Annotated in this window: 2 protein-coding genes; one reads left to right on the forward strand and one right to left on the reverse strand. The window is 58.0% G+C overall.

Going from position 1 to position 1,826, the window contains the following annotated elements:
* The first annotated feature begins 406 nt into the window (after positions 1-406).
* Positions 407-1,348, forward strand: coding sequence for a sulfite exporter TauE/SafE family protein (locus EOM25_14535; protein NCC26393.1), 942 nt, complete (start codon positions 407-409; stop codon positions 1,346-1,348).
* A gap of 36 nt (positions 1,349-1,384) precedes the next feature.
* On the opposite strand, the gene EOM25_14540 is transcribed toward EOM25_14535, so the two are convergent.
* On the reverse strand, positions 1,385-1,826 hold a 442-nt coding region (locus EOM25_14540), incomplete at its 5' end, for a hypothetical protein (GenBank protein ID NCC26394.1).

The following is a 1,826-nucleotide window of genomic DNA, read 5'->3' on the forward strand; positions in this document are numbered from 1 at the left end:
GTGGGGTGGAGTTTGAGACGGACGGTGCGTTTCATAAATCATATATGCAATAGTTTTGTACAAATGTCAAGAGGAAATAGGAGGCGGCGCTTCCTCCCCTACCTGAAGGAAGGGGTCTCCGCACCGAAGATTGATGAATAGGGGCCTTGTCTCGGCTCTGTCAACGATGTAATCTGGAAAAAACCGAGGGACGGCCTACCCGTGGCGGCGAATAATGATCTCCAGGCCCGGGAAGAAACTGGGCGGTTCCTCGACCTGGCCCGGGGCTATGTTCCGGCCTGATTGGGAGTTGCGGTTCGGCTGGAAATATTGTTTTCTGATCTCGTGCTTCGGGTCCTGCCATCGACAACGGTTCGGCCTTTGACGGATTCAGACTCACTGTAACGTGCGATCAGGAGAATCCCCCATGTACTTCCCCACCGCCGACATCGAGGTCGCCTTGTGGATTCCTCCGACGGTGGCCTTTGTCGTCTCCTTTTTCACCTCCATGGGCGGGGTGTCCGGGGCCTTTCTGCTTTTGCCCTTTCAGATGTCCTTTCTGGGCTACACTCATCCATCCGTCAGTGCCACCAACCAGGTCTTCAACATTGTGGCCATCCCCAGCGGGGTCTATCGCTACTGGCGAGAGGGCCGGATGGTCTGGCCCCTGACCTGGATCGTCATCCTGGGCACCCTGCCCGGGGTCTTCATCGGGGCCGTGGTCCGGGTACTTTGGCTCCCGGACCCCAGGCACTTCAAGCTCTTTGCCGCCGGGGTCCTGCTCTACATCGCCGTGAAAATGATCCTCGACCTGACCGGGAAAGGCGGGGCAAAAACCTCCAAGGCCGAGGCCGAACGGAAATTCCAGGAACTGGTCAGGGCCTCGCGCCGGGCCGGGACCGAGGGCCCGGTCCAGGCCACCACCGTCGGACGCTTCAACCTCAAACGTCTGGCCTTCACCTTTCACGGCGAGTCCTTTGACGTCTCCTTCGGGGGGATCTTCCTGCTCAGCTTCCTGGTCGGCATCGTCGGCGGGATCTACGGCATCGGCGGCGGCTCCATCATCGCCCCGTTCTTCATTACCTTCTTCGGCCTGCCGGTCTACATCGTGGCCGGGGCGGCCCTCATGGGCACCTTTGTGACCTCCATCGCCGGGGTGGCCTTCTATCAGGCCATCGCCCCCCTCTACCCGGACCTGTCCGTGGCCCCGGACTGGGTCCTGGGCGCCCTCTTCGGCCTCGGAGGCATGGCCGGCATGTACCTCGGGGCCCGCTGCCAGAAGCTGGTTCCGGCCACGGGCATCAAATGGATGCTCTCGGCCGTCATGCTCTTCACGGCCGGAAAATACGTCTTCGATTTTGTGCGGTGAAGAACGAGATTATGGAGGAGTGGTTTTTCACCATAATCATCCCAGGGAACGGATAAACGCGGCAAAATGAAGGATACGCCGACTGTTGTCGCGATGAAACAGAAGATGCTCGAAATCTTTTTGTTTTTGCCGCAGATCAACTGTTTGCAGCGACGTTTCAACAGCGGCCTTCAGTTCCGAGAGGTTGTGAATTCCAAGGCTGCTGCCGAGAAATCGGTAATCCGGTTCCGTCCGTGACAACAGAAACATGACATCGTAGTAATCACGCCCCTTGCCCCTGGCGAGCATGGCGGAAATCTTCATGGAACACAGTACTGCTTCGGACGGAACCGGAAAGGGGAAGAACAGGCCGCACCCCTTGATGAATTCCATGACCGGTTCATCAATCTTCGGTGCGGAGACCCCTTCCTTCAGGTTGGGGAGGAAGCGCCGCCTCCTATTTCCTCTTGACATTTGTACAAAACTATTGCATATATGA

The organism is Deltaproteobacteria bacterium (assembly GCA_009929795.1).
Taxonomy (GTDB): Bacteria; Desulfobacterota; Desulfovibrionia; order Desulfovibrionales; family Desulfomicrobiaceae; genus RZZR01.